Origin of the sequence: Nocardia sp. NPDC050630 (assembly GCF_044457245.1) — a bacterium.
In the GTDB taxonomy this organism is placed as follows: Bacteria; Actinomycetota; Actinomycetes; order Mycobacteriales; family Mycobacteriaceae; genus Nocardia.
In genome coordinates this window covers 12,911-35,089 of record NZ_JBITGN010000007.1, presented here as the reverse complement: position 1 = coordinate 35,089, position 22,179 = coordinate 12,911, and the positions used below count along the sequence as shown (strand labels likewise).

Annotated in this window: 21 protein-coding genes; 3 read left to right on the top strand and 18 right to left on the bottom strand. The window is 64.6% G+C overall.

Annotation, left to right across the window (positions count from 1 at the left end):
• Window positions 1-17 precede the first annotated feature (17 nt).
• From ACIBG0_RS19290 to ACIBG0_RS19275, 4 genes are read right to left on the bottom strand one after another with little or no spacing between them, the layout of a single operon-like run.
• Window positions 18-1,376: an MFS transporter gene (locus ACIBG0_RS19290; protein ID WP_397034157.1), complete on the bottom strand. Its 1,359-nt coding sequence runs from the start codon at window positions 1,374-1,376 to the stop codon at window positions 18-20.
• 2 nt (window positions 1,377-1,378) lie between these two features.
• Window positions 1,379-2,470 carry a biotin-dependent carboxyltransferase family protein gene (locus ACIBG0_RS19285; protein WP_397034156.1) on the bottom strand — a complete coding sequence of 364 codons (1,092 nt, stop codon included), beginning with the start codon at window positions 2,468-2,470 and terminating at the stop codon, window positions 1,379-1,381.
• Entirely contained in the window at window positions 2,463-3,173 is a 711-nt protein-coding gene (locus ACIBG0_RS19280) for an allophanate hydrolase subunit 1 (protein ID WP_397034155.1), read from the bottom strand. The genes ACIBG0_RS19285 and ACIBG0_RS19280 overlap by 8 nt, the downstream gene beginning before the upstream one ends.
• Window positions 3,161-3,967 carry a LamB/YcsF family protein gene (locus ACIBG0_RS19275; protein WP_397034154.1) on the bottom strand — a complete coding sequence of 269 codons (807 nt, stop codon included), beginning with the start codon at window positions 3,965-3,967 and terminating at the stop codon, window positions 3,161-3,163. The genes ACIBG0_RS19280 and ACIBG0_RS19275 overlap by 13 nt, the downstream gene beginning before the upstream one ends.
• A gap of 276 nt (window positions 3,968-4,243) precedes the next feature.
• Between ACIBG0_RS19275 and nac the strand changes: the two genes are divergently transcribed.
• Complete coding sequence (gene nac / locus ACIBG0_RS19270; RefSeq protein WP_397034630.1) at window positions 4,244-5,155, top strand: nitrogen assimilation transcriptional regulator NAC; 912 nt, start codon at window positions 4,244-4,246, stop codon at window positions 5,153-5,155.
• Here the strand turns inward: nac and ACIBG0_RS19265 are convergent.
• The 5 genes from ACIBG0_RS19265 to ACIBG0_RS19245 form a co-directional block, all read right to left on the bottom strand.
• Window positions 5,149-6,075 carry a D-isomer specific 2-hydroxyacid dehydrogenase family protein gene (locus tag ACIBG0_RS19265; RefSeq protein WP_397034153.1) on the bottom strand — a complete coding sequence of 309 codons (927 nt, stop codon included), beginning with the start codon at window positions 6,073-6,075 and terminating at the stop codon, window positions 5,149-5,151. The genes nac and ACIBG0_RS19265 overlap by 7 nt on opposite strands.
• A gap of 25 nt (window positions 6,076-6,100) precedes the next feature.
• Window positions 6,101-6,874, bottom strand: coding sequence for an SDR family oxidoreductase (locus ACIBG0_RS19260; RefSeq protein WP_397034151.1), 774 nt, complete (start codon window positions 6,872-6,874; stop codon window positions 6,101-6,103).
• Window positions 6,871-7,386: a gluconokinase gene (locus tag ACIBG0_RS19255; RefSeq protein WP_397034149.1), complete on the bottom strand. Its 516-nt coding sequence runs from the start codon at window positions 7,384-7,386 to the stop codon at window positions 6,871-6,873. The genes ACIBG0_RS19260 and ACIBG0_RS19255 overlap by 4 nt, the downstream gene beginning before the upstream one ends.
• Before the next feature lie 553 nt (window positions 7,387-7,939).
• Window positions 7,940-8,344, bottom strand: coding sequence for a spore-associated protein A (locus ACIBG0_RS19250; RefSeq protein WP_397034147.1), 405 nt, complete (start codon window positions 8,342-8,344; stop codon window positions 7,940-7,942).
• Window positions 8,345-8,598: 254 nt separating this feature from the next.
• Window positions 8,599-10,194 carry a GMC oxidoreductase gene (locus tag ACIBG0_RS19245; protein WP_397034145.1) on the bottom strand — a complete coding sequence of 532 codons (1,596 nt, stop codon included), beginning with the start codon at window positions 10,192-10,194 and terminating at the stop codon, window positions 8,599-8,601.
• 94 nt (window positions 10,195-10,288) lie between these two features.
• Here ACIBG0_RS19245 and ACIBG0_RS19240 point away from each other — a divergent pair, with 94 nt between their 5' ends.
• Both ACIBG0_RS19240 and ACIBG0_RS19235 read left to right on the top strand, forming a co-directional pair.
• Complete coding sequence (locus ACIBG0_RS19240; protein ID WP_397034144.1) at window positions 10,289-10,846, top strand: TetR/AcrR family transcriptional regulator; 558 nt, start codon at window positions 10,289-10,291, stop codon at window positions 10,844-10,846.
• 65 nt (window positions 10,847-10,911) lie between these two features.
• Window positions 10,912-11,580, top strand: a complete 669-nt coding sequence (locus ACIBG0_RS19235; RefSeq protein ID WP_397034143.1) for a cyclase family protein — start codon at window positions 10,912-10,914, stop codon at window positions 11,578-11,580.
• Here the strand turns inward: ACIBG0_RS19235 and ACIBG0_RS19230 are convergent.
• The 9 genes from ACIBG0_RS19230 to ACIBG0_RS19190 form a co-directional block, all read right to left on the bottom strand.
• A complete protein-coding gene (locus ACIBG0_RS19230) occupies window positions 11,566-12,843 on the bottom strand; it encodes a glucarate dehydratase family protein (protein ID WP_397034141.1) in 1,278 nt (425 codons plus the stop codon). The genes ACIBG0_RS19235 and ACIBG0_RS19230 overlap by 15 nt on opposite strands.
• A 1-nt stretch (window position 12,844) precedes the next feature.
• The gene (locus ACIBG0_RS19225; RefSeq protein WP_397034140.1) at window positions 12,845-14,287 is read right to left on the bottom strand and encodes an aldehyde dehydrogenase (NADP(+)); all 1,443 of its coding nucleotides are present in this window, start codon (window positions 14,285-14,287) and stop codon (window positions 12,845-12,847) included.
• Window positions 14,288-14,386: 99 nt separating this feature from the next.
• Window positions 14,387-15,301: a 5-dehydro-4-deoxyglucarate dehydratase gene (gene kdgD / locus ACIBG0_RS19220; RefSeq protein ID WP_397034138.1), complete on the bottom strand. Its 915-nt coding sequence runs from the start codon at window positions 15,299-15,301 to the stop codon at window positions 14,387-14,389.
• Window positions 15,302-15,311: 10 nt separating this feature from the next.
• Window positions 15,312-16,202, bottom strand: coding sequence for a LysR family transcriptional regulator (locus tag ACIBG0_RS19215; RefSeq protein WP_397034136.1), 891 nt, complete (start codon window positions 16,200-16,202; stop codon window positions 15,312-15,314).
• A 124-nt stretch (window positions 16,203-16,326) separates the two neighbouring features.
• The gene (locus tag ACIBG0_RS19210; RefSeq protein WP_397034134.1) at window positions 16,327-17,331 is read right to left on the bottom strand and encodes a lactonase family protein; all 1,005 of its coding nucleotides are present in this window, start codon (window positions 17,329-17,331) and stop codon (window positions 16,327-16,329) included.
• Entirely contained in the window at window positions 17,328-18,938 is a 1,611-nt protein-coding gene (locus ACIBG0_RS19205; protein ID WP_397034133.1) for a sugar porter family MFS transporter, read from the bottom strand. Before ACIBG0_RS19205 ends, ACIBG0_RS19210 begins: the two co-directional genes overlap by 4 nt.
• Entirely contained in the window at window positions 18,832-19,632 is an 801-nt protein-coding gene (locus ACIBG0_RS19200) for an NAD-dependent epimerase/dehydratase family protein (RefSeq protein WP_397034131.1), read from the bottom strand. Before ACIBG0_RS19200 ends, ACIBG0_RS19205 begins: the two co-directional genes overlap by 107 nt.
• 532 nt (window positions 19,633-20,164) lie before the next feature.
• Window positions 20,165-20,497, bottom strand: a complete 333-nt coding sequence (cutA, locus tag ACIBG0_RS19195) for a divalent-cation tolerance protein CutA (RefSeq protein WP_397034130.1) — start codon at window positions 20,495-20,497, stop codon at window positions 20,165-20,167.
• Window positions 20,498-20,628: 131 nt separating this feature from the next.
• Window positions 20,629-22,062, bottom strand: a complete 1,434-nt coding sequence (locus ACIBG0_RS19190) for an amino acid permease (RefSeq protein ID WP_397034128.1) — start codon at window positions 22,060-22,062, stop codon at window positions 20,629-20,631.
• Window positions 22,063-22,179 lie beyond the last annotated feature (117 nt).

Here is a 22,179-nt window from a genome sequence, read left to right as displayed (position 1 = left end):
GGCCGTTCTGCTTGTGGTCAGAGGGTGTCGCGTAGGGGCAGGTGGGCACGATCGGTGACGGTGCTGACCGCCGCGAGCGTGCCGAGTGCGGTGGCGACGGCATAGAGGGCCGGGACGTAGATGCCGAAATGCGGGATGAGCCAGGTCATCAGCAGCGGTGCGGTGCCGCCGAACAGTGCCGAGGAGATGTTGTAGCCGAGCCCGTAGGCGGAGTACCGGACCCGGGTCGGGAACAGTTCGACGATGAGGATATGGATGACCGCGGTGTGCCCGGCGAAGATGACGGCCATGATGCAGGCGCCGAACACCGCGAGTGCGAAACTGCCGGTCGCGATGAGGGCGTAGCAGGGGATAGCGCCGACGGCCATCGCGATCGCGGCGCCGGCGATCACCTTCTTACGGCCCAACTTGTCCGACAGTGCGCCCATGAACGGAATCGCGATGCTGATCGCGACCAGACTTGTGGCGGTGACGATAAGTGCTGTGCCGGTGGAGAATCCGATCTTGTCGCCCTTGAGGAAAGTCGGCATGTAGGAGAACAGGACGTAATAGCCGGAGCCGTTCATCAACGGAATGAACAGGGCGAGGAGCATGGCCCTGCGGTGTTCGGGCGTCGCGAACGCTTCTTTCAGCGGATTGCGTGATAGGCCGCCGGATTCCTTGAGCTTGCCGAAATTCGGGGTGTCGCTGATGGCGCGGCGGATGTACCAGCCGATCAGGCCCATCGGAATCGCGATGAGGAATGGAATCCGCCAGGCCCAGCTGCCGAATCCGCCGCCGTGGATGGCACTCGCGTTCAACCACGGTGACATCGTGAAGGCGACCAGGGTGCCGGTCAGGAGGGCGAGGAAGGAGGCGATCTGGGCATAGCTGGTGATCAATCCGCGTTTGCCCTCGGGCGAATGTTCGGCCAGGAAGGTCATCGCACCGGCGGCCTCACCGCCGACCGAGAATCCCTGTGCCAACCGCAAGGAGATCAACAACGCGGGTGCGGCGACGCCGATGGCCGCATAGGTCGGCAGGACGCCGATCCCCGCCGTCGCGACGCTGATCAGCATGATGACGAAGACGAGCATCTTCTGGCGGCCGATCTTGTCGCCGAGGACGCCGCAGATCACCGCGCCCAGCGGGCGCACGAAGAAGGAAATCGCATATCCGGCGAAGACCAGCAGCAATGCGTCACTCGACGTGGAGACATCGAAGAACACGATGGCAAGGGCGGTTGCCATGAAGGCGAAGATGCCGTTGTCGTAGAGCTCGACGAAGATGCCGACGCAGCCGGCCAGTACGACCTTGCGGATCGAGCCGGACGGCGCCGCATGCGTGTGGTCGGCGGGTACGGGCCCGGCCGGGGCCGGCGAGATCGTGTCGGTCATGGCTACTCCAGGTGACTGTGTCGGATGTGGTCTGCACTGGGCCCCTGCGTGGTTACGCAAGCTGCCGCCTTCGGGGCCTGACCGTGCAGACCAGGCCGGTGGCCAGGGTTGGTGTGGATGGGAATTCGGAGGCAGTCGTAGGCATTTGCCACACGGGTGCGTAGTCGATCGATCGCGGCCTGCTGCGCGCGGTAGCGGCGCACCGCATCGGGAATGCCGATGTGCCGGAATCGGACTCGCTGACCGGGCCGGGCCTGTCCCAGTTGCGACAAGCCGGTTGCGGTGACGACTGCGAGCACTGGATAGCCCGCTGTCACGCCCCGGCCACGGTGCAGTACCAGCAGTTCGTTTCCGGCGGGCACTTCGACCGCTCCGATCGGAACGCCCCGGGATAAGACCTCTGTCCGGCCCGCTCGTTGCGGGACGGCACCATCGGGAATGAGCCGGAGTCCGATGTGATTGCTGTTGTCGCCGACGACGAACGAGGTCTCGAACAGTCGCGTTGCGGTGCTGCCGAATTCGGCGATATCGGGTCCATCGGTGACATCGATGGTCCAACTTCCGGTGAACGCGGGGCGTGCGATGCCGAAGTGGAACAACGGAATTCGAAACTGTGGGTGGTCGAGTTGCGGCCCGTCGATCTCGACGTCGACATTCGCACCCGCCGTCAGTTGTCGACCGAAACCGAGTACCGGATCCGGAGCGCAGCTGTCGAGCAGATAGTTCGCGGAAATCGTCCCGTGCACCGAGATGTAGACCCGAAGTCCGTCGCGGATGTCGCGAACGGTGAGTTCGGTGCCTGCCGCCCAGATGAACGGTTCCCACTGGGCGCGGGTGACACCGTCGACGGATACGTCGGCGGGTGCACCGGTGATCGCGACGAGTAGATCGGTGCTCGCGACGGCACCGAAATCCAGCGCGACCAGTTCGAGCAGCGGCGCCGTGCGCGCACTGCCTACCAGCGCGTTGGCGACCTCGGCGCTGTACTGGTCGAGGGCACCGCCGGTCAGCTGGCCGATCCGTGAGGCCCGGCGGCGACCCAGATCCTGGACAGTGGTGATCCCCGGGGTCGTCACGGTGATGGTCTCAGCCATGCAGCACACCCTCGAACCGGGCCCATTCGCGGGCCGCGATGGCATGGAACCGAAACGTGTCGCCGGGCCGGAAGGCGGACAACGGCTCGGTCGTCGGGTCGACCATGGTGCGCGGGGTCCGACCTATGACGGGCCATCCGCCGGGCGCGGGCCGTGCCGAAACGACAGCCTGTCGACCGGCCACTGCCACGGCTCCGGCGGGTACATGCGGGCGCGGGACGACACGTCGGGGTACCGGCCGCGGAAAGGCGGGACCGTCGAGCATCGGCGCGCCGCCCGGAGATCCGAAGCAGCGCATGGTGAGTGGTGAGGATCCGTGCAGGTGGATTACCTCGGTCGGGGACAGCCCGAGCTGGTCGGCCACGTTGTGGAGATCCGGACCGTACTCGCCGCCGTAGACCACGGGGATATCGAAATGCCGGACCGGGCGTGGTATCGGTGCCACCGATTCTCGTACGAGATTCGCGAGCAGCTGTCGAATATCGTCGTGAGTGCTTGCCGCGCAGTCGAATTCGATGAGCACGGCGTCGTAGGTCGGAATGACGCCGGTAATCGCGAAGCGGTCCGCATCAGTGTCGATCGCCGCGGCGATCGCGTGCACAACTCGCCAGCATTCTTCTCGGTCGGCACCCTGCGCGGTGACGCGTACGGCGGAATCACCGCAGGCCGCGACCTGGAAGGCGAGTCCCGCTACGCCGGACATGGTTCGTTTTCCTTACCGGCGCGATCCGCGAGTACCTCGGGCAGCGCGACGACGTGCACACCCGCCGCGATGAGCGCGGTCCGGATCGCCCGTGCATTGCGCACTGCGTCTGCGTTGTCGCCGTGCAAAAGCAGTGTGTGCGGACGGATGGAAAGGCTTGTGCCGTCGACGGATTCGATGATTTCCTCGGTCACCATGCGCACCGCTCGGCGGGCGAGGACCTCGGGGTCGTCAATAACTGCACCCGGCTCGGATCGCGGGACCAGGGTCCCGTCTGCGCGATAAGCGCGATCCACGATGCCGACGATGCCGACGCGAAGCCCCTGTGCGCGGGCGTGGTCGGCGAGTTCGCCGTCCTGGGCGAGCACGATCAAGTTCGGATCGAACGACCCGACGGCCTCGACAACGGCGGCGGCGTAGTCGGCGCGGGTCGCCACCAGGTTGCCCAGGCGGCCGTGCGGTGCTACATGCGACACCGTGGTGTCGCGCGCGACGGCGAAGGCGTTCAGCGCGCCGAGTTGGTACAGGACATCGGTGCGCACCTCGTCGGCGGAGAGGTCCATGTCCCGCCGACCGAAACCGACCAGATCCGGGAAGCTGGGGTGCGCGCCTACACCGATGCCGCGGGAAACGCACCGACGGACCGTCCGGTCCATGGTCTGCGGATCGCCCGCGTGGAAGCCGCAGGCGATATTGGCGGAGGTGAGGACGTCGAGCAGTGCGTTGTCATCGCCCATCGTCCACGCCCCGAAACTCTCACCGATATCGGCGACGAGATCGATATTCCAAGCCATGGATGCCTCCGCGGGGTGGGAAACTGCGAGCACCGTATGAGTGAACGTGCGGTGTGAAAAGGACGCTACGCAGGTTCGCCCTGGGGCGGGTAATACCGGTTTCGGGTGAGGCGATAACGAACCTCTATGGTGTCTGAGCAGCGACTATGCCGCGGGCTAATAATGTCGGCCGTGAATTCGGTACCGCCGCGTTTCCGCAGAGCAACAATACGGAAATCATCGCGTGCGACGACGTTGCTGCGAGAAAGGTGGATCGACGACGTGGATACCAGACGCTTGTTTTCATTCGTGCGCATCGTGGATGCCGGCAGCATCACCCGTGCCGCGGATATCCTGCACATCGCCCAGCCCGCGCTGAGCCAGCAGATGACGGCCCTGGAGGCTCAGTTCGGTCAGCAGCTGCTGATCCGGCACAAACAAGGCGTCGAACCCACCGATGCGGGCCGGGCGCTGTACCGGCACGCGCAGATCATCCTGCGTCAGGTGCAGAGCGCGCAGGCCGAGGTGAGTGTGGTCGGCCGCGAACTGGCGGGCGGTGTTTCCGTCGGGCTGGCGCCCTACAGCACGGTCAACGCGATCGCTCTGCCATTGCTGACCGCAGTGCGTGAGCGGTATCCGAGCATCCTGCTGCACATCAACGAGAACTTCGGCGGCGTGCTCAGCGAGGCGATGATGACCGGCCGGATGGATATGGCGCTGCTGTACGACGCCGGGCCGATCAAGGGGGTGACCTTCGAGCGACTGCTCACCGAAGAACTGATGGTCGTCGCACCGACGGCGACCGGGCTACCCGGTACGACCGGTTCCGCGGTCTCGATCGCGCAGTTGAAGGATCTGCCGCTGCTGCTGCCCGGCCCGATGCACACGATCCGGAAGGTCGTGGAGCAGGCATACGATCACGCGCTCGAACACGCGCATGTCGTGGGGGAGGTCGAGTCGGTGGCGCTGATGGCGCAGGCAGTGCGAAATGGCTTGGGCGCCACCATTTTACCGTTGTCGGTGGCCCGCCGGATCATGACCGTCGAGAATCTGGAATTGCGCCGCATCGAACCGGCGATCACGGTCCAGGTGTCGCTGGGCACCCCGACCAATCAGCCGCTGTCCAAACCGGCGGAGGCCGTGCGCGAGATATTGCGCGCCGTCGTCGCCAACTATGTCAGGAACAGTGCCGGACGCACGGGTCAATAACCCCGTCGGGTGTCGATGGTCGCGAGCAGCGGCTGTCCGGTGGCGAACCGTTCGACGTTCGCCGCGACGTGATCGGCGAGCATCGCGGTGAGGCCCGTCGCGGGATTGGCGACATGCGGGGTGACGATGGCGTTGCGCAGCGTCCAGAGCGGATGGTCCGCCGGAAGTGGTTCGGGTTCGGTCACATCCAGGGCGGCGCCGCCGATCGAGCCGTTCTCGAGTGCGCGCACCAGTGCGGCGGTGTCGATGAGCGAGCCACGAGCCACATTCACGATCCAGGCGGTCGAATTCATGCTCGCGAGAGCGTCCGCATCCACGAGGTGTGCGGTGTCCGGTGTCGCCGGTGCGGCGAGCACGAAATGATCTGCCCGCGACCAGATTTCGGTTGTCCGATCCGCAGCGACCGTCTCGGCGGCGCTGGGCACCGGAGCGCCCGACCGGGTGACTGCCAGTACATGCGCACCGAATGCGGTGAGCAAGGGGATCATGGCGCGGCCGATGCCGCCACAGCCGACGATTGCCACGGTCGAGCCGTACAGCGTCCCGACCCGTGGATCGAAATCCGTCTTGCGCCAGGATGTCGCGCGTACCTGCTCGGCGAGGACCCGTACACCGGCGAGCAGCAGCAGGACGCCGTGTTCGGCGACGTTGCGCGCGTACGCACCGGCCGCTGAGGTCCAGACGCGAGTCTCATCGATGATCCCGGCGGAGATCCAGGGTTCGACGCCGGCGGCGGGCAACTGCACCCAGCGCACTGCATCGGGCAGCCGGTCGGGGAAGGTGGCCGGTCCCTGCGTCCACACCACCGCGTCCGCGTCGGCGAGTGGAACGAGAATGCCGCCGCCTTGCTCGATGCCCTTGGCGAGGGCGGAGTCGGAATCGGGACCGAGATGGATTCGGGGACGGCTGATATTCGGCACGGTTGCCTTTCGAGCTGGAAGTGGATCAGACGACGGCGGTCAAACCGCCATCGACATACAGGATCTGGCCATTGACGAAATCCGATGCGGGCGAGACGAGAAACAGCAGCGCACCGACCAATTCCTCGGTACGTCCCCAGCGTCCAGCCGGTGTGCGCCTGGTGAGCCAGGCGCTGAAATCGGCGTCGTTCACGAGCGCGGACGTCAACTCGGTATCGAAGTAGCCGGGCGCGATCGCATTGACCTGCAGTCCCAGTGGAGCCCAATCCGCGCACATGCCGCGGGTGAGCATCTTCAGCCCGCCCTTGCTCGCCGAATACGGTGCGATACCCGCCCGGCCCAATTCGCTTTGTACCGAACAGATGTTGACGATCTTGCCGCGTCCACGTTCGACCATCGCGCGGGCGAATTCGCGCCCCACGCAGAAGGCGCTGAAGAGATTGGTATCGAGCACGCGACGGAAATCTGCGTCGGAGAATTCGAGCAGCGGGCCGCGATGCTGGACTCCGGTGTTGTTCACGACGATATCCACCGGGCCGATCTCGTCTTCGACCTGCTGCGCTGCGGCGGTCACCTGGGCGGAGTTTGTCGCATCGAATGCGCGAACGTGTACTGCCGAGCCGGTCTTGTCCGCGATCTCGTCCCGGCTGCGGGCGAGTGCCGCCACGTCACGGCCATTGAGGACTACCGTTGCTCCAGCCTCGGCGAGCCCGGTTGCCAGCGCATATCCGATCCCGCGGCTCGAGCCGGTGACGAGGGCGACCTTGCCCTCGATATCGAAACTCCGATGCGCACTCACCGCACCACCGCCCGGTTCCGCGCGAAATCGACCACCGACCGCGCGATCTCGTTCGGACCCGCCCCGACATCCAATACGACCCCGAACTCATCCGACTCGAGGGGCTCGAGCAATGCGAGTTGAGAATCGAGTAGGACGGGCCGCATGAAATGTCCGCAGCGTGCCGCCATCCGTGACCGAATAGTAGTTGGCGCACCGTCGAGGTGCACGAAAGCGACTGGCGCAGTGACATTTCGGAGCGCATCCCGATACCGTCGACGCAGCGCGGAACACGCCACCACGCCGGCACTTCGCGTGCCCATCCAGTCGCGCACAGCTTCGAGCCATGGTGCCCGGTCCGTGTCGGTAAGGGGGATACCCGCGGCCATCTTCGCGACATTCGATGGGGGATGCAGATCATCGGCATCCAGGAACTCCCCGCCCGTCAGCCCGGCAACCTGCCGCCCGATCGTCGACTTCCCGCAACCTGTCACGCCCATCACGACGATGTGGGGTTGCCGATCGCTGCCCATGAATATTCCCGTCCGCCGATGTCCAGATATGCAGATCGACCATGCCCGAACCCACTACATCAGGGCAATGATCAGGCGATACCGGTTCTGGAGGACGTCATAACGAACGACGAGGGCTGAACGCTTTGGTCGGCGACCGACGCAGCCGCCAAGCAAGCTCGCGGTCCAGATGCCAGCCGCATAAATCATTGGCGAGGTTCACCTCGTGCTGCGCCGCGGCAGTGAAGTTCCCTTCGGTCAGCGCCGGAACAACGGCTTCCAGGATGGAGCCTGCATTTGCCGTCGGGTCGTCTGGAGGCCGACGAATCAGTGGTCGCTGCCCTCATCGGCGAGGCAGAGGAAGAAAAACGGGATCGCTATCAATCCCGAGGACGTCCAGTTCGTTCACATCATGCACAACTCGTCATCCAGCGGCGGGATGGCCTTCTTCTTCTCCGCATGTAGCTGGCAGGGCGAGCTCGAAAATTCGAGAGCCGAAGAAATGTGCTGAGCAGCAATGGGCTGGTAGCAAGCCACACCGACGGCCGCGAGACCGTCGGTGTGAAGAGGCTGGTTAGCCGCAGTGCACTCCGAATTCTTCGAAGAGGTCGTCTTTGATGCGGCCGCCCCAGTCGATGCATTTGCCTTCGGCTTCGACCTTGGCGTATGCGAAGTCGGTGAAGGTGCGGTCGTCGTTTATGACGACCTGGGAGTGGTCCTTCGACTGTCGTACGGCGGCGCCCATCGAGATCGGCTCGCCGGGCTTGTCGCGGACGGTGACTACGCAGTTGGTTCGACCGTTGTAGGTGAGAAAGACTGTGCCGCCCTTCAAATCGTGTTTGTCGATCACGTTGAAGCCTTCACCGCACTGGCCGCCGTATGTTGCCGCGGATGCAGTGCCCGGGAGGAATACCGCCATCCCGGCAGTGATCCCAATCGCGGCCGCTAACACGGCGATCGGCTTTTTGGCGTTGAGCAATGTTGAACCCTTCCTCCATGTGACATCTAGCGTTCGGCTTTTTACCCCGCCCGCTCTGCGTGCAAACTCGCGCGGCTGCGACGCCGAACCTACGGCAGCAGTTGGTCACTGGGAATTTGCGGCCTCCCAGATTTGAGAACCCGCACACCGCGTAAGGGGCGGGTTGTGGCGGATAGGGAGCCTAATCAATTCTGGGAGTGGGTCATTCGGCAAACTCCTGGCGGTAGTCGAACTCCTGGCCGCGCCCGTAGGCGTCAGATCGCGGTGTCGATGTCGTGGGTGACCAGATGGTCGAGGGCTCGCTCCGCGACGGCGGCGATCGTCATCGACGGATTGCAGGCCGCGGCATTGCCCGGCAGGAGCGCACCGTCGACCACATAGAGGCCACGCTGACCAAGGACCCGGCCATCGAGATCGCAGACCGACCCCATGCTCGCGCCGCCGAGGGCATGCCAGGTAGACGGGAACAGTGCGTTGGTGTCGATCAAAATGCTTGTCGGACCGGCGATTCGGCGTACGGTCGGATCGATGTGATTGTTCTGGATACTCGCGTCGCCGTTCTTCGGCCACTGCAGGATCGCGTCGTCGTTCGCCGAATCGTAGATGAACCGGCCGCGGTCCGCGCTGACGCCGTATCCGACCAACATGGTGCTCTTGGCGTCCATCTGCATCGGCGGTATGGATGCCTGGATGACGGTGAACGCGGCCTGAGGATCGTCCCAGTTCTTACTTCCGTAGACCACCGGACCGCCCTGTGCCGCACCGAAATCGGCGATGGGGTCGGTCCAGGCGTAGATCCGGTCGGCATTGGTGCCCCATTGCTGCCCGAGCCCATCGGGTAGATCGGGAATCTTCCCCTTCGCACCGGCCCGCACCAGCAGCTTGGTGGTGTTCAGACTGCCTGCCGACAGCACGAGGGCATTGGTCGTGATGATCTTGTTTTCCAGCACATTGCCGGAGGTGTCGAGTCGTTCGACATGCACGACCCAGCGGCCGTCGGCGGCGCGTTCGATATCGGTGACCTGGTGCAGCGTCTGCACCTCGACCCGTCCGGTCGCCTCGGCCGCGGCGATGTAGGTGACATCGACCGAATGTTTGCCCCCGTTGTTCACACCCATCGCGCCGTCGCCGTTGGTGTACGACGGTTTCATCTCACCCCGCAACTCGGCGAGTGCGTAGTTCCAGTCGATGGGCATCGGGATCTTCGACAACGGCAGTCCGGCCTGTCGTACGCGGTCACCGAATACGCGTGCGGCCGTGTAGTTCCGGTCCGCGATCAACTCGTCCGGTGCCACCGCGAGGCCGAGCATGCGGGCCACCCTCGGATAGTGCACTCGATCCATGGTCGCCCAGTCGAGTTCCTCGGGCAGATTCGCATCGAATACCGGCTGTGTGGGCTGCAGTGACATGCCCTGGTAGACGAGCGAGCCGCCGCCGAGGCCCGCAGCGCACAGTGCGGTCATATTGTCACCGGGCACCGCTTCGACCAGGCCGGTATAGGGTTCGAAAACCAGTGGCCTACCGAACAGGGTCGGACTGGACCGGTACCAGAGCACCCGCTTGTCGAGCGCCGAGGCGTGCGGAAAGGTCTCTGCATTGGGCCCAGTCGGCCAGCGCATTCCGCGCTCGAGCAGCAGCACCGGGACCCCTGCCTGGGCCAGGCGCAGCGCGGTCACCCCGCCGCCGAATCCGGATCCGATTACCACGACCCGGCGTTCCTCCCGGGTGAGCGGGACGCTGTTGACCCGTGCGGCGATACCGGGCGTCGGGGTGGTGTTTCGTGAGCCGAGGATGGCGACCCCGGCAGCTGCGGTCGCGGTCAACAGGGTCCTGCGGGTGATCACCGACATGCTCTTCCTTACACACTTAACCGGACGGCCTTGTCCGGTTGGCTCGATAGTCTGCTGGAGACTGTCGGCGGAGTCAAGCGGTAGCGTTGGGTGGATGACAGCGTCGCGCCGAGCGAACCCCGGACCGAAAGCCGCTGCCGAAAACCGGGCGGCTCTGATTCGAGCAGCTCGAACTGTGTTCGCGGAGAATGGTTTCGACGCACCATTCAGTTTGATAGCGCGCGCGGCAGGTGTCGGGCAGGGCGTGCTGTACCGGCACTTTCCCACCAGGGAGAGCATGGCGATCGCGGTATTCGAAGAGAATATCGTCGAGATCGAAGCACTTGCCACCGACCCGGCGACCACGGTCGGGGACGTGCTGGCCCTGATCGTCGATCAGCTGACAGCATCCGCGGCCTTCCTCGCCATGATCTATCCGTCGAACACCGAGGACGAGCAGTTGCTCGGCGCGGCATGGCGGCTGCTCGGCCTGATCGCCCAGATGCTCGACGACCCCGGCAAGCGCGGCGATATCCGCGCCGATGTCACGGCCAGCGACATCGTCATAGCGGTGGCGATGCTGGCGGCCCTGCTGGCGAAGACCGACTTGAAATCCCGGCGGGCCACATCCCGGCAGGCATGGTCGATATTGGAGCGCGGCCTGCGCACGTGATGCCCGTGGCGAGAGTGTGCGGTAGCTCGCCGCGTGGACGTGGATCGGCGAGTACGGTCAGCACCATGAGCAAGGCCATAGTTGAGCTGTCTCATCCGATCTCGCACGGCATGCTCACCTATCCGGACCTGCCCGGACCGCGGATCACCACACATATCGCGCGGGACCGATCGGCTCTGATCGGTATGACCTACGAGATCGCGCGCATGGATACCGTCGGCAAGACCGGGACATATATCGACGCGCCCTTCCATTTCCATGCCGAAGGCGCGGATATCGCCGAGCTGCCGCTGGAACGGCTGTTCAACGTGCCGATCGTGATGATCCGCGCTACGGGTATCCGCGTCGTGGGACCTGATGTGCTCGGCGATCCGGCACGGCTCTGGGGCAAGGCGGTGCTCATGCACACCGGCTGGTCGGCGCGATGGGGTTCGTCCGACTATCGAGACCCCGGGCATCCGTATTTGGTCGGCGAGGTCGCCGATGCGCTGGTCGCCGCCAATGTGGCACTGGTCGGCATCGACTCGCTCGACGTCGACGACACGTCCCTGCCGACGCGGCCGTGTCACCACGCCCTGCTCGGGGCGGGGATCCCGATCATCGAGCAGTTGACGAATCTGGACGCCGTCCCCGACACCGGTGCCAGGCTGGTCGCGCTCCCGGCGCCGGTGCACGGCATGGGCTCGTTTCCGGTGCGGGCTGTTGCCTGGATCGATCTCTCAGTATTTGGGTGAGATCGGCGGCCGGTATGTCGGATCGACCAGGCGCATGCCCGCGATGTCATCACGGTTGTGCCACTGCGGCAAGGCTTTCCAGCGGTTGTGCAGCCGCTCGAGTGCGTCTGTGTCGAGCTGGACGCCGAGGCCGGGCGCGTCGGGAACGGTGACGGCGCCCTCCTCGAACACGAAGGGTTCGGTGATCACATCCTCGGGCTGCCACGGGTAGTGGGTGTCGCAGGCGTAGGTCAACTCGGGAACGGTGGCGGCCACATGGGTCATTGCCGCGAGGCTGATTCCGAGGTGGGTGTTGGAATGCATCGAGACGCCCTTGCCGTAGGCATGGCAGACCGCGGCCAAGTCGCGGGTGGCGAAGAGTCCGCCCCAGAAGTGATGGTCGGACAGCACGATCTGGACGGCATCGATATCGAAGGCTGGCCGCACCTCCTCGATCGAGGTGACGATCATATTGGTGGCCAAGGGCATTCCGGTGCGGCGATGCACTTCGGCCATATCCTCGCGGCGTGCGGTGGGGTCTTCCAGATATTCGACCACGCCCGAAAGCTGTTCGGCGACAGTCGTTGCGCTGCTCAGCGACCAACCGCCATTGGGATCCAGCCGCAGCGGATGATCCGGAAATGCCTTGGCCAGCGCCTGGATCGCGGCGACTTCCTCCTCGGGCGGAAATACGCCGCCTTTGAGTTTGAACGAGCGAAATCCGCCGTGGGCGGCGAACTTTTCGGCTAGGCGGACGACGCCGTCAGGGTCGATCACCTCGCCCCAGTCGTCGGTCGGTGCGTCGGGGAACGGATGGTCGGCCCACTTGTAGAACAGGTAGCCGGAGTAGTCGACCCGGTCGCGAACCTTGCCGCCGAGTAGGGCGTGCACCGGCAGCCCGAGTTCGCGACCGTGGGCGTCGAGTGCGGCGGATTCGAAGGCCGATATCACGCTGAGTCGGACCTTGTCGGTGGTGAGGGTGCCGCGCAGACCACCCGCGATGGGGTTGTCGATCAGCACCTCCCCGGTGGTGTTCGAGCCGACCAGGCGGATGGCGTTGATCGCGGCCACCGGCATGCCGATCAACTGGGTGGCGAGGTCGCCAGCACGATCGAGATAGACGCGATCGCCATAAGTTTCGCCGAGACCGCAAGCGCCGCTATCGGTTTCGATCTCCACGATGAGACGCGGCGTATACGGCTGATGCACGCCGCCGACATTGAGCAGGGGAGCGTCGGCGATGAGAATCGGGGTCAGACGAACATCGGTGATAACGGGTGACATCTCAGTCTCGCTTTCCGTCGACACGGCGCGGCAGCCGCCACGGGTTGGCTTCGCGCAGGGCGGGTGGAAGCAGTTCATCCGGGAAGCCCTGCCAGGCGATCGGGCGCAGAAAGCGGGCGATGGCCGCGGTACCCACCGAGGTGCTGGTCGGTGCGGTGGTGGCCGGGTAGGGTCCGCCGTGCTGTTGGGCCCAGCTGACGGTGACACCGGTTGGCCAGTCGTTCCACAGCAGTCGGCCCGCGAGTGCGGTGAGTGCGGGCAGGACTGGGCGCACGTCGTCGATCTCGGAGTTCTCCGCAACGATGGTCGCGGTGAGTCCGGGTTCGAGCTCGTGCAGAACCTGTTCCAACTCAACGGGATTCGAGTATTCGACGATCAGTGCCGCCGGTCCGAAGCATTCCGCCTGCAGGGCCGCACCGCCTGAGCGGAAATCGCTGGCGCGCACGCTCAGTAATGTCGGAGCGAGCAGGTCCTCGGGTGCAGAAAGGGCAGTGACTGCGGGACTTTCGCGCAGGGTGGTGACGCGTGATCGGAAGCCTTCGGCGATGTGCTCGTTGAGTAGCGGCCGTCGCGGCACGGCGGCGACCGCGGCAGTCAGCGCATCGGTGAGTTCATGACCCGAAGGAAGCAGCAGCACACCGGGTTTAGTGCAGAATTGCCCGGCACCGAGGGTGAACGATCCGACGAAACCCTCGACGATCTGTTGTCCGCGCGCGCGAATCGCGCCAGGGAACACCACTACCGGATTGACGCTGCCGAGTTCGCCGTAGAACGGGATCGGGCGCGGTCGCGATGATGCGATATCGAACAGCGCACGGCCACCTGCCAGGGAACCGGTGAACGAAGCGGCGGCGATATCCGGATGACGCAGGGCGCTGGTGCCCGCCTCGACGCCGTGGATGACCGCGAAGGTGCCTGCCGGGGCACTGGCCGTGGTCAACGCTTCGCGCACAATCGCGCCGGTCCGTTCGGAGAGGCGGGGGTGACCCGGATGTGCTTTGAGGACAACGGGACAGCCCGCGGCCAGTGCCGAGGCGGTATCGCCGCCTGCGACACTGAACGCGAACGGAAAGTTGCTCGCCGCGAAAACGAGTGTGGGTCCGATCGGCACGAGGCTGCGCCGGATATCGGGCCGCGGTCCCATCGGCCAGCTCGGATCGGCGTGATCGACGGTGGCGGCGAGGAATTCGCCATCGGCGAGCACCTCGGCGAACAGTCGCAACTGAAAGGTGGTGCGGGTTAATTCGCCACGCAGGCGCGGTGTTTCGGGCAGATGGGTCTCGGCCGCGGCGAGCGGGACGAGTTCATCGGCGGCGGCGTCGATGGCGTCGGCGATATGGGTGAGCCACCGTCCGCGTTCGGTGGGGGTGGTGTCGGCGAGACCGCCTGCGGCGGCGGTCGCTTCGGCAATGATTCGCTGCAGTTCGTCAGGAGCGGTGTCCATGAAGATCTCCCGAAGGTAGTCGGTATGCCTGGATGGTGTGTTGGGTGCGGGTTCGGTTGCTGATAGTGATGGTGGTGGCCGCGCTCGGCATGGTGCTGTTCATGCGATCGTGGCGACCAGTGCGGTCAGTTCGGCGAGCTCGGGCCCGGTGAGATCGGTCAGCGGCGGCCGCACCGGCCCGGCCGGGCGGCCGATGGCCGTCAGTGCGGCCTTGACGATCGAGACCGCATATCCGGGACCACGGTCACGGATATCCAGATACGGGATGACGAAATCGCGTAACCGTCGGTAGACCTCCTCGCGATCTCGGGCCCGCACGGCCCGGTAGAAGTCGAGCGCGAACTCCGGCGCGAAGTTGAAGATCGCGGAAGAGTATGTGGTGACACCCATTTCGGTATAGGGAAGTGCGAAGGTCTCCGCTGTCGGTAGCCCGCCGATGTAGGTGAGCCGGTCACCGAGCCGGGCATAGATGCGGGTCATCGTCTCGATATTGCCGACACCGTCCTTGAACCCGACCAAATTGGGGCAGCGTTCGGTCATCCTGGCCAAGGTCACGTCATTGCAGGTGGCATTGGCGCGGCTATAGAAGATGACACCGAGCGAGGTGGCGGCACAAACGGCCGCGACATGTTCGACCAGCCCGTCCGGTCCGGCCTCGGTCAAATACGGCGGCATGAGCAGAATGCCTTCGGCGCCGGCGGTTTCGGCGGAGCGGGCCTGTTCGATCGCCGCGGCGGTACCCGCGGTGGCCGGTGCGACCACCGGGATCCGGCCACCGGTTTCGGCGACCGCGGCGCGTACCACCTGATCGATCTCGGGTGGCGTCAGCGAAAAACCCTCACCCGTACCGCCCGCGGCGAACAGACCCGCCACCTCGTATTGGGACAGCCAGGCGATATGTTTGCGATAGGCGGCCTCGTCGAAGGCCAGTTCGGCATCGAAATGTGTGACAGGGAAGGACAATAGCCCGCGGCCGAGTGCCGGGCCCAGCTCGTCGGCGGACAGATGGGACATGCGGATCCTTTCATGGAGCGGGCGGCAGCGAGTCGAGCAGTTCGATGACTCGGCGCATGGCCGGATTGGCGCAGTCGCGTCGCCAGATCGCGTGTAGGACAACAGGATCCTCGACACCGATGAGCGGCCGGAACCGCACGCCGTCGGGATGCAGATGGGTGGATGTTTCCGGTACCAGGGCCAAGCCGCGCCCGGCGGCCACCAGCGCGAGCATGGTGTGTACCTGGGTGAGTTCGTGGGTGGCGGTGTAGGGCACGGCGGCGAGGATGCCGGAGACCAGATCGGCGAAATAGCGGGCCGGGCCCGGCGCATAGACCAGCAGTGTTTCCCCGCCCAGTTCCTCGATCGCGATCGGACCGTCGCCGTCCAGCTTGTGCTGTTGCGGAACCGCCAGCATCAGGCCTTCGGAATGCACCAGCAGCGAATCGAATTCGGTGCGGTCGAACGGCGGGCGGGCCAGCGCGAGATCGAGACTGCCGCTGCGCAGGTTCTCGAACTGGTCGGAGCTGACCATTTCTCGCAGCACGATCTCGACGCGGTCGAGTCCGGCCTCGATGTGATTGAGGAGCCGGCCGAGGAACCCGAAACCCGACGCGGCGGTGAACCCGATCCGCACCGTGCCCGCCCCGCCAGCGGCGACCAGGCGGGCGGTGCCCGGCGCCGCATTGGCCAGGGCCAGTAGGCGGCGCGCCTCGGTCAGGAAGACCTCCCCGGCCGGGGTCAGCTGCACCTGGCGCTGGGTGCGGTCGAACAGTTCTACGCCGATATCGCGCTCGAGCTTCTGGATCTGACGGCTCAGCGGTGGCTGCGTCATCCGCAGGCGTTCGGCCGCCCGACGGAAATTGCCCTCCTCGGCCACCGTGACGAAGCCGCGGACCTGCTCCAGCGACAGCATCGACATCGTTTTCCTCCTGCGTTGTGGCGTGCACTCCGCCTCGCCCGCAGATTGCGCTCTCCGCAGGCTATGGCTTACTACTGATACTCGTCCAACGCCAACTCGGCATCAACCGATACCGTGAAGGTATTCATCCGAGTGCGACGACCTCGACCCAGTTGGGGTCGCGGCCGACGCCGCGCTGTTGTCGCGGGGTGAGCGAGCCGGTCGCGGGGTCGATGGCGTAGCTGGTGACGGACCCGGATTTCTGCCCCGCGACGACCAGGAACCGCCCGCTCGGATCGATGGCGAATCCGCGCGGCTGGGTCTCGGTGGGTGTGTGTCCGAGCGCAACGAGCAGCGCGGTTGTCGGTTCGATGCGAAAGCCCGTGATCGTACTCGATGTCCGCTCGGACACATACAGATAGCGGCCGTCGGGTGTGCAGCGCAGCTCCGAAGTCCAGGGTGGCCCATCGGAATTCGGCGGTAGCACGGATGTCGATGCGATGAGCGTCAGTGTGCCCGCCGCGGATTCGACGTGGTAACTGTTCACCGTGCCGTCCAGCTCATTCGTCGCGAAGGCGAACGAGCCGGACGGATGGAACAGGATGTGACGTGGACCAGCCCCAGCCGCGGTCTCGACCCCCGGCGGCTCATTCGGTGTGATCCGCCCGGTTTCGGCATCGAAGCGGTACTGCAGAATCACATCACCGCCGAGTGATGCCGCGAACAGATACCGGTTCGACGGATCGGTGAGTATCGAATGCGCATGCGGCGGTGTGGATTCCACCGCGACCGGCGGTCCGATGCCGCCATCGGATGCGATCGGACTGACCGCGATCTTATCGCCCGAATACGAAGCGCTCAATAGATAGCGTCCGCTTCGATCCGTCGCCAGATAGGCCATATTGTCCGGCAACGGCGCGGTCGACCGTGGTGTCAACCGCCCCGTCACCGGATCTGTAGCGAATACCGCCACCGCGAAGGGTGCCGAGCGCAGTGATGCGTAGAGGTACCGGTGGTCCGGACTCATCGCCATGGGCATCACCGCACCGGCCACCGGGTGCGACTCGACGAGCGTCAGTGCACCGTCGTCATCGAGTCGCAGCACCGAGATTTCGCGACTGCCGGCATTCGAGACATAGACCACGCTCATGCGGATTTACCGCTGACCCGGGCCCGCAGCTCCAACTCGATCTGCTCCAGACTGCGACCATTGGTCTCCGGCACGAATCGCTGCACCAGGATGAACATCACCACGCTGACCGCGGCGAAGATCCAGGCCGAATAGCCGAGTCCGAGATGATCGTTCATCACCGGGAACAGGAATGTGATGGCGAAGGTCGAACTCCACAGCACGACACTGCCGACGCCCATGCCGACACCGCGTACTCGCAGCGGGAAGATCTCGGCCATCATCACCCATACCACTGCGCCCCAACCCAATTCGTAACCCGCGAGATAGACATTGAGCAGAATCAGCGTGGTGAGTCCGGTAATCGTGTGATTGTGCACGCCGAGCACAATGGCGCCGAGCAGGAACAGCGACGAGGCCATACACACATTGCCGAGCAGCAGCAAAGGCTTTCGGCCCCAACGGTCCACGACGAAGATCACCCAGGCAGTGAATGCCACCTTGATCGCACCCAGCACAATGGAAGCCAGCAGCGAAGTCGAATTCCCGAAGCCGAGATCCTTGAACATCGTCGGCGCGTAGACATTCACGGCATTGACGCCCGAGAACTGTTGTCCGACAGCAAGAATGAGCGCCACCACTAAAGCGGGACGCGCCCACGGTGCCAACAGATCGCGCAACCGTCCCTTCTGCTGCTCATCCAATCGAATGACCGAACGAATACTGCTGATCTCCGATTCGATCTCATCGGCGCGATGGGTACCCGCCAGCACGGCCCGCGCCTCCTCCTCGCGCCCGGCATGAACCAGCCAACGCGGCGTCTCCGGCAGCACCGACATACCCGCCAACAGCGCAACCGCGGGAATCGCCGCGACAGCGAACATCATGCGCCAGTTACCGCTGCCGGACAGTGCCCAGTCCACGATGTAGGCGATCAGAATGCCCGACACGATCATCAGCTGGTTCAGAGTCGACAATGCACCGCGCGCCCTGGTCGGGGCGAGTTCGGACAGATAGGTGGGTACCGTCGCCGACGAACATCCCACCGCGATACCGGTAATGAACCGGGCGATCACCAGCACCGTCACATTGGGCGCGACGGCGCAGCCCAGCGCGCCGACCGAGAAGACCGCGGCCGCCAACATGATGGTTCGCCTGCGCCCGAGCCGATCGGTGATCCGTCCGGCGATGGCCGCGCCGATCACCGCACCGGCGGCCAGGCAGCCTCCGATCACACCCTGCGTCACCGAGGACAGATGCCAGGACTTCTTGATGAACAACAGCACACCGGAGATGACTCCGAGGTCATAACCGAAGAGAATGCCGCCGAGAGCGCCGAAGAAATAGAGAAATTTGACATTGGACGCGAGTGCCGATTTCGGCGCGGCCGTTGTATTGAATTGCATTGTGCTGTACTTCTTTCGCGGTGGAGCAAAGCTCATCAGCGTCACATGCTGATGGTGCGAAGTTTCGGAGAAAGACGATTCCGTCTCTGTATCGGGTGCTGCGTTTTCGGTGAGGTCAGAGCGGATTCGGTTTGCCGAGAGGGGTTTCCACGAAGGGGCCACCGATAAGCCACGGACTGGGATCGCCGACAGTGGGAATATCGGCGGCGAATTGTTCGGCATCGTCTCGGCTGTGGTAGCCGAGCTCTTCGGCCTCGCGCAGGGATACGACGCCACGGGTATTGGCCGAAACACCCCAGATCACCCGATAGCCAGGTCGCTCGGCGGCCAAGCACGCCTCGAACAGTCGCGCACAATCGTTGGGCGACAACCACATCGACAGTCCGCGCGCATCGTGTGGACGTTCGAAACACGAGCCGATCCGGATGCAGATCACGTCCATGCCGAAGCGAGAGTGATAGAGACTGCCGAGTGCCTCGACGGCCACTTTGCTGACACCGTAATAGGTATCGGGCCGGGGTGCGGCGTCACCGGGAATCGGTTCATCGCCGACGGCGCGGAATCCCACGGCATGGTTACTCGAAGCGAGCACGACCCGCGGCACACCGGCCTGCCGCGCCGCCTCCAGAACCGTATGCGTGCCATCGATATTGACGGCGAGAACATTGTCCCAGCTGTCTTCTCGACTGATGCCGCCGAGATGGATGATCGCATCCACATCCCGGCAGGCCGCGGCCATGGTGGCCGGATCGGTCAGCGATCCGGTGACGAGCTCGACCCGCTCGCCTGCGGTCGGCGCGGGCAGTCCGGTCAGATCCAATAGCCGCAGAATGCGATCGGGACGCCGCAGCCGGGGCCGCATAAGCGTGCCGATACCGCCCCCGGCGCCGGTAATCAGAATTCGGTGCTCATTCATTCGGCATCGGTCTCGCTCATACAACCGAAACTGCCCACAGAACTGCTGTTTTCGCACATTGTGTCCTCCTGTGTGCGAGCGGAAGTGTGGGGTAGGTCACTTCCGCTCGAACGTGTCAGAAGGGTATGGCGTTGAATTGATGCCTGTCCAACACCGTTTATATATCGACCGATGCCACACAGGTATCGGTTGATCACCTACGTAGGCCATTCATCGGCGCGGCCAGCAAATCGCCCAGATGAGCACCGCCAGTGGCAGCCCGACTGCCAGTAACAACCCGAGCCAGCCGCTCATCCGAGTTGCCCTGGTCCTCGTACCGTCGCCCCTCTCTACTTGACGTGGCTTGCCGACGCCTATCTGGATGCAGGCAACGACTCGCGTGCGATCACGGCCGCCGATCAGGCGCTCACTTTGGCTGGCCGCGTCGCATCGGTGCGCCCGCTGGCACGAGTGCGAGAAGTCGCGCAGCGGTGTGCCACCAGAGGCGCGGGCGGTGCCGAGCTCGCGCGTCGTGCCGCTGCCGCACGGATGCCTATTCTGACAGAGTTGTAGTGCGCTCGACCCATTCGGCGTAGCTGTCCAGACACCACTCGACCGGAATTGCGGTGACTTCGGGACTGTCCCACGGGTGCAGTTCGGCAATACGCGCGGCCAGCCGTTCACGGCCAGCGGTGGCGGTACGCAGCGTCACCCGCCACTCCAGTCCTTCGCCTAGTTCGCCGCGATGCCAGAAAACTGACACCGCGGGTCCGGTGATCTCGGCACCGGCCGCGAGCCGTTCGCCGACAACCGCCTTAGCGATGGCTCGCGCGTCGTCTTCGGTGGGGGTTGTCGAGGTAACCGACCACACTCGTACTGCCGTCATGGCAATCACCCTAGGTGGTCTCGTCACGCTGGGTCACCCACACGCGACGCGCCAGTGATCGTGCGTTTCGTCGCCGCAGTACCTGCGGTTGGGCGGGTCGCCATTTGTCCACCCGCCCAACCGGATTCGCTCTACTTCGCCAGCGTGACGTCCCCGCTGCGCTCCAACTTGGAATGCATTCGCGAGTACCCGAAGTATACGGCGAGGCCGATCACCAGCCACACCAAGAAGCGCACCCAGGTTTCCCACGGGAGCGACCAGATCAGGTAGATCGAGAAGCCGATGCCGATGAGCGGCACCACCGGCATGAGCGGCAATGTGAACGCGCGCGGTTGATCGGGGCGGGTGCGGCGCAGCACCATGACCGCGACCGACACCACGATGAAGGCCATCAGAATGCCGATATTCGTCAGTTCGGCGACCACGGTGATATCGAGCAGACCGGCCATGGTCGCGGATCCGATGCCGACGATCCAGGTCACCCGGGTCGGCACCTTGCGCACCGGATGCGTCTTGGCGAACCACTCCGGCAGCAGTCCGTCGCGGCTCATCGCGAACCACACGCGTGTCACGCCGAGCATGAAGGTGAGCACCACCGTGATGATGCCGACGATCGCGCCGATCGCGATGATATTCGCGACGCCCGGCATGCCGACCGATTCGAAGGCAGTGGAGAAACCGCTGGTCGGGCTGATTTCGGTGTACTTCTGCATCCCGGTCAGCACCAGCGTGGCCAGTACGTACAGCACCATCGCGATGGCCAGCGAGTAGATGATGGCCTTGGGTAGATGCTTCTTGCCGTCGACGGATTCCTCGGCGGCGGTGCTCATCGCGTCATAGCCGAAGACGGCGAAGAAGACCGTTGCCGCACCGGTCCACACCGCGCCCGCACCGAATGGGAAGTACGGGGTGTAGTTGGAGCTGTCGATATGGAAGACGCCGAGCACGATGATCAGCACGACCAACGCGACCTTGATACCGACGGCGACCGTCTCGAAGCGGCCGACACTCTTGATGCCGCGGGAGAGCAACCACGCGGTGCCCAGACAGAACAGCACCGCGAAGACGTCGATAACGTGGCCCTCGCCGGTGCCGTGCGCGCCCATCATCCAATCCGGCAGCGTGATATCGACTTGTCCCAGTAGGAATCTGAAGTATCCGGAGACACCGATCGCGACCACCGCAGCCACCGCGATGTACTCCAGCAGCAGATCCCAGCCGATGAACCAGCCCGCGATCTCGCCGAGGGAGACATAGCCGTAGGTGTATGCGGATCCGGCCTTCGGCACCATCCCGGCGAATTCCGCGTAGCACAGCGCGGCACACGCGCTGGCGACACCGGCGATCAGGAACGAGATGAGCACCGACGGGCCCGTGACTGAATGCGCGACCGAACCGGCCAGGGCGAAAATGCCCGCACCGATAATGCCGCCGACGCCGATCGCCGTGAGCTGCCACAGCCCGAGCGAGCGCTTCAGTTGCTCGTCCGCGGGCCCGGTCTCCTCCTCGATCTGCTCGAGGGGTTTGCGGCGCAACATCTGGCTGCGCAACTCCGCGAGGGACATGGGTCTTCCTTTCGATCCTCTGCGCTACCCGACATCAGTAACGCAGATCACATTCTCAGCAGCACTCAGCTAATCGGACCATAAACGCGCTGTGATCGGCGAGTTGGATAAATAAAC